Here is a 5,368-nt window from a genome sequence, read left to right as displayed (position 1 = left end):
AGAGCTGTAACTGAAATGTGAGTTAAAAAACTCAATTTCGTTACAGCCCCTTTTTGCTGTGCATATTTAGTTATTTGTAACAATGATTTTTACTTGAAAATATCTAGTTTTGACAGCCCGTTCCGAAGATTAATAATATCCCATGGCAAGTATTCGGCAATGGATAGACCTACGAGCTCAGAGTTTTCACTAACCGCTTGAAGAATTTGGAAAATCTTAGCCAATGTCATTTCACCAACTGCGTATTCAACCGGGCCCTGATGCGGTTTGTTGCAGAGGAGACTGCGGAAATCAGTAGGACTCAGAACATCTAAATCCAAATGAACCATGACGTGTTCAATCTTATTAGCCGTAAGCCAATCCGTAACAGGCTGGGTAGAGGTTAAATCCTGTGGTGTCAAATAGGACAAGGAATGCTCAGCAATAAAGCTTTTTTCATGCGGTAGAAGGCCGGATTCAATTAAGCCTACATAGAGGACTTGGTTCGGCCGGAACGGAGCTTTCACGGTTTTGGCAAAACTAGGGGCGCCATGACCCAATAAATTTCCTAACACCATGGCATGTTCGTGGTTGAACTCCTTCGGTGTCATGATATCGGGATGGGCATCAAGCCATAGAATCGCCGTATTATTCGGATATTGCTGGTGCAAGTAATCGAACGGTACTTGCGAAATAGAGCAGTCACCGCCGATGGTGATAATTTTGCGCGGTTGTTTAACCTTAAGAATTTCACGAGCCGTAGTCTGTTGTTGCAGGAGAATCTTTTCGGCAAAAACGTCTTGAGCGGTTTGCTCTTCATTGGCGGCGAGAGTTGCTTTTTCATCGGCTACCGGTACATATACTTTTTCAGTATTAGGCGAAGAAGGGAGCAGTGCCGCTAAAACTTGGGCACCTATTTGATAGTTCGGGTTAGCGCCTCCTTGCCATTGGGGATAGACGAGCTGTAATGTTTTGCCGGAAGCGGAAGCTGTGCTTGCAGGCATGCTCATAGTTGGATTTGATGTAGATTGTTGGCTCATGGTGTGAAAGACCTCCTTGAAAAATGCTATAATAATGATAATAAATGCTATAATAACGGTAACAAAAAATAATGGAAATAAATGTGAAAATATAACATCAATGTTCGATTTGAGGTGAAAACATGTTAATACCACGGTATATTTTTACCAATGATTTCGTTGAATTAAAGCCTTTATTTGAGGCTCAGCCACATAAAGAAATACAACTTAAAACCGGTGATTTTTTGTGGCAACCGGACGAGCATGTTCAGTATATCAACTATATAGAGTCGGGTATTGCAAGAACTTATTTGGTACACGAATCGGGTCGGCGCAAGATTATATCCTATCATGGCTCAGGCACCATTTTCCCCGGTTTTCACGAATTGGAATTTAAAATTGAACAAACCTTGGTGACTGAAGCTATTACGCCCATGAAAATTTGGCGCTTTTCACGGGATGAATTCGGCCAATTAATGGATGCATACCCACAAATTAATAAATACATGTTAAATTCCTATGCTCGCTATATAAATCTCTTGCTTTTTGAAACAGCTCATCAGGAGTACAACTCGGGTTTTGTCAGAGTGTGTAATGTAATACTTTTGTTACACAATGCTCAAAGTGAAGTGGGCCAGGGAATATTGGTTTTTTCACAAGAAGAATTGGCAGAACTCGTCGGCATGAGCCGCGTTAATCTGACACGCCATATCGGTCGCTTGAGAGAAGAAGGTATTATCGATACGGCCCGCAGAGAAATTAAGATTTTAAACATCCAAACCTTAATGCGTTATTGTTCCGGTGAAACAAGATTAGACTGAATTAACCTCACAATTGCCTATAGATATTATATAAAATAGGCGAATAGGAATTCTGCTACAAATGATACAGAATAACTGATATAATGAAATTAAGTTTTGAAATGCACAAATGTGTATTTAGGGAGTATTTAATTTATTATTCTATTTTAGTAAGGAGTGGAGCGTATGAAGCGGTTAGTGTTCTTATGTTTAGCCTTATGCCTGTTGCTGGCGGCAGGTTGTGCTCAAGTTACTTCTGAGATTGAGGTAAAATCGGACTTTAGCGGGGAATGGAAGGCCACGATTCAATCACCGGTACCAATCAGTAAAGGGGACTTATTGAGTGCGGTGACCCAGAATTCAAACGGGCAGGCGCCGATTGATATTAGTAAAGTAGAACTTGAAGCCATCGGACCTGACGGGAAGGAATTAAAAGGGGACAGTGCAACGGTACAATCTCAAATGTGGAAATTAGAAGCGAAATTTGCCAATAAAGATGAACTGGCTAAGATGAGTGCGGCCGTTTTCGGACGTAATCCTGATGCTAAAATAAATGTAATTTATCCATATGGCGATGATCCTGATATGTACACCTTTAATTTAGGTAAGGCATCGGGTGCTACGACCATTGAAGTGGATGGCAAAATTATTAAGGAAAGCATCGGCAAGGGCATTTTGAAAAATGATGACACGGTCATCTATGCCGCAGGCGATCCTATTTATTTCCAATTTAAAAAAGATGGCAGCTCCGGTCTTCTTATCGGTGGCGCATTGGGTATTGTTGTTTTGGCAGGCATCGGCTATGTAATCTATCGTCGCCGTCAGGCCACAGTATAGGGAGGGATTGTTATGAAAACGAAGCGACAGGTAACCTATATGTTGATGGCCTTGGCTATGGCTTTAATGCTTGTTCTCAGTGGTTGTGGCAGTTTGGGAAGCTCACAAGACTTTTCGGGCACATGGGGATATATAGAGACTCCGACAATGAAGGATGTTAACTATGAATACTCCAGTGATAAAATCATTCTTGTTACTTTTGAAAAAAAGACCGACCATACGTATACAGGGAATTTTAGGCAGTATCGCTATGCCCCGAAAAAGATGAACTTTTTAAATATGGATGAGTACGAGCGGGGCGACCGTTGGATGGTATTTGGCATTCCTAATGGGCCTAACAGACAAGGCTTATTGCCAAAAATGGAGCCGGAATATACGTTTAAAGAAATCGGTCATGATTTTGAACCATTTAACTTAACTGAACGGGACGGGGTGTTATACATTGATGAAAGCGGTACCGAATATACTTATGACAGCCAAAAAGATGCCCTGGTAAGCGGTAAATTTGTTATGCAACGCATTAAAGACGGCGACATGACAAACCTTAAAAACGAAGCCCAACAACACATCAGAGACTACTTCCAAAAGAAATACGTAGACACCAAGAAGTGGGATCTGGTAGACATCAAATTCACAGACGAAACATCCGGACAATAATATGCTTTTTATAGGCCTTTCCTTCCCCTAAGTTATAACTAATGCACGGAGGGCACAGGCTAATGTAAAAAGAACAAGCCTTGCACGTAAGGACTCCGAGTTAATTCCGCACAGTCTTTATAGCAATCAGACATAAATAACGTACTGAGGGAACGGCGTAACGCAAAAAAAGAAGAAGGGTATTGCTCGTAGACGACTTTGTTCTTGTAGAACCAGGAGTCCGAGAGCAATACCCTTCTTCTTTTTACTTATGAAGTCCAAAGACATTATTTATGGAAGATTGTATATGATTTTGTTGGTAAGAAATTGGAGTCCGAGAGCAATCTCCTTCTTCTTTTTACTGAGCAAGAGCCCGATGTGCTTAGTTATAACTGATACCTGTCATTCCACAAAGTGCGAGCCCCGAAGTAAAGTAGGCAAAACGACGATAAGCACACGGTGGTACAGTTGGCAACCATGATGGTAATTTGGTACAGCACGGCTTCATTCGGCATGGCACCGGCCAAAATCTGACCGGTCATCATACCGGGAAGGGCGATAATCCCCATGCCCACCATGGAGTTCATGGTCGGTAAAAAAGCCGTTTCTAAGGACTGTATCACAAATGGATGCAGTATCTTAGCCGGCGGTGTGCCGATATTTAAGAGCACCTCGATTTGCTGTTTGTGAGAATCGAGATTTTCTTTAAATGACTTTAACGCCAAAGTGGCGCCGTTCATGGTAGCACTTACGAGCATACCGCTGATCGGAATGACATATTGGGGCGTTAAAATGTCTTTGCGGATAACGACAAGCAGCATAAAGCTTGTTATACTGATACAGGTGCCGATGACGGATAAGGCAGTAATCCACTTGAATTTACGGTTAAGCCATGGATTTTTGCGAAGCGTTCGAGTCACGGCAAAGCCGACCATCAAGGACAGATAGGTTAAGACAAAAATCGGTGACGGGTTTTGGAAAATGTAGAGCAACACGTATCCGGCAATGATTAACTGCACCGTCATCTGTAAGGTGCCCAGCAAGAGAAATTTCGTCTGCGGGATTTTACAATATGTGAAAATTCCGGCAATAACGAGGAGCAATAAGTAGATGGATAAGAATCCGCCTAATTGCATGGAAATAGCTTCAGTCATAATAAAAACTCCAATCTTATGGAACCGTATGTTTATACTTCGTGACGACTTTTAAGTTCAATCAAAGCATCGCTGAATTTAGGATAGAGTGTGTCGTCATGAGAAATGACCAACGTTGTTTTGTCGTGTTTGGCCATATATTCCTTCATGCGCGTGAAGAAGGTCGTAGCTGTCGGTGAGTCGAGGGCGGCACTCGGTTCATCCCACATATAAACCTCCGCATTGAAGGAAAGCATGATGGCGTTAAAGACACGCTGCTTTTCACCGCCGGATAAACGGGCCACATCTTGTTCCGGCGTAAACGGTGCCGCCGCAATGTGAAGAAACTCCTTCATGGCTGTTTCGGTCGGTGGGGTAGAGCCGCGATATGCATGGAATTGACGGAAATTATCGGCAATAGTGCCGTCAAAGAGATACACTTGTTGATTAATCAGTAGGATTTTACGGCGCAATTCTAATGCATTGATAGTGCTGATATCTACCTTATTGTAATAGATGGTTCCTTGTGAGGGATTAATAGTGGCATTGAATAAGCGAAAAAGGGTGCTTTTGCCGGAGCCGCTGGCACCTTGAATGAAGGTCATTTTGCCTTTTTCAATGGTCATATCAGGGTATTCAATCATATTGTTAAAGACTAAGTCTTTGGTCGTTATTAAGGTCATGAGAGTACTCCTTTCCTCTTTATTCTAATTGATTTTAACAAAATTACCTAGTTAAAAAATTATAAATTTATCATTCACGGTTTAAAGTTGAGAATTCATTTCATATTTTAGTTGAAAAAGTTTAAGGTTTTATTGATGGGCGAATACGAGGCATGAGAAAACAGTCGTACAGAAAAAGGATTAAATAAGAAGAGTTTTTAATTCTGAAAACTGAATTTGAATTATGGTGCTAATTGCAATATCAAATGCGACAAAATTTTAATCACGAATTTATATGTTTA

6 protein-coding genes are annotated in these 5,368 nt (G+C 41.4%); 3 read left to right on the top strand and 3 right to left on the bottom strand.

The window, feature by feature from the left end; all coding sequences use genetic code 11:
* Positions 1 to 89: 89 nt before the first annotated feature.
* Entirely contained in the window at positions 90 to 1,019 is a 930-nt protein-coding gene (locus MXE28_RS11185) for an arginase family protein (protein WP_021841755.1), read from the bottom strand.
* 122 nt (positions 1,020 to 1,141) lie between these two features.
* Between MXE28_RS11185 and MXE28_RS11180 the strand changes: the two genes are divergently transcribed.
* The 3 genes from MXE28_RS11180 to MXE28_RS11170 all read left to right on the top strand — a co-directional run bounded on the left by MXE28_RS11180 (position 1,142) and on the right by MXE28_RS11170 (position 3,292).
* Entirely contained in the window at positions 1,142 to 1,819 is a 678-nt protein-coding gene (locus MXE28_RS11180) for a Crp/Fnr family transcriptional regulator (protein WP_021841756.1), read from the top strand.
* 165 nt (positions 1,820 to 1,984) lie between these two features.
* Positions 1,985 to 2,635, top strand: coding sequence for a hypothetical protein (locus MXE28_RS11175; protein WP_021841757.1), 651 nt, complete (start codon positions 1,985 to 1,987; stop codon positions 2,633 to 2,635).
* 12 nt (positions 2,636 to 2,647) lie between these two features.
* The gene (locus MXE28_RS11170) at positions 2,648 to 3,292 is read left to right on the top strand and encodes a hypothetical protein (RefSeq protein ID WP_021841758.1); all 645 of its coding nucleotides are present in this window, start codon (positions 2,648 to 2,650) and stop codon (positions 3,290 to 3,292) included.
* 365 nt (positions 3,293 to 3,657) lie between these two features.
* Here MXE28_RS11170 and MXE28_RS11165 read toward each other — a convergent pair whose 3' ends face one another.
* A complete protein-coding gene (locus MXE28_RS11165) occupies positions 3,658 to 4,425 on the bottom strand; it encodes an ABC transporter permease (protein WP_021841759.1) in 768 nt (255 codons plus the stop codon).
* Between the two features lie 32 nt (positions 4,426 to 4,457).
* Positions 4,458 to 5,087 (bottom strand): ABC transporter ATP-binding protein, encoded by a 630-nt coding sequence (locus MXE28_RS11160; protein WP_021841760.1) that lies wholly within the window; start codon positions 5,085 to 5,087, stop codon positions 4,458 to 4,460.
* Between the last annotated feature and the right edge of the window lie 281 nt (positions 5,088 to 5,368).

The organism is Veillonella sp. KGMB01456 (genome assembly GCF_023051165.1).
Classification (GTDB): Bacteria; Bacillota; Negativicutes; order Veillonellales; family Veillonellaceae; genus Veillonella_A.
Note: the sequence above shows the minus strand (reverse complement) of the source record. Positions and strands in the feature narration are given on the sequence as shown.

Bases quoted from the DNA above. Each gene is read 5' to 3' on its own strand.
- MXE28_RS11160 (WP_021841760.1), bottom strand. From the start codon at position 5,087: ATGACCTTAATAACGACCAAAGACTTAGTCTTTAACAATATGATTGAA.
- MXE28_RS11170 (WP_021841758.1), top strand. From the start codon at position 2,648: ATGAAAACGAAGCGACAGGTAACCTATATGTTGATGGCCTTGGCTATG.
- MXE28_RS11185 (WP_021841755.1), bottom strand. From the start codon at position 1,019: ATGAGCCAACAATCTACATCAAATCCAACTATGAGCATGCCTGCAAGC.
- MXE28_RS11180 (WP_021841756.1), top strand. From the start codon at position 1,142: ATGTTAATACCACGGTATATTTTTACCAATGATTTCGTTGAATTAAAG.
- MXE28_RS11175 (WP_021841757.1), top strand. From the start codon at position 1,985: ATGAAGCGGTTAGTGTTCTTATGTTTAGCCTTATGCCTGTTGCTGGCG.
- MXE28_RS11165 (WP_021841759.1), bottom strand. From the start codon at position 4,425: ATGACTGAAGCTATTTCCATGCAATTAGGCGGATTCTTATCCATCTAC.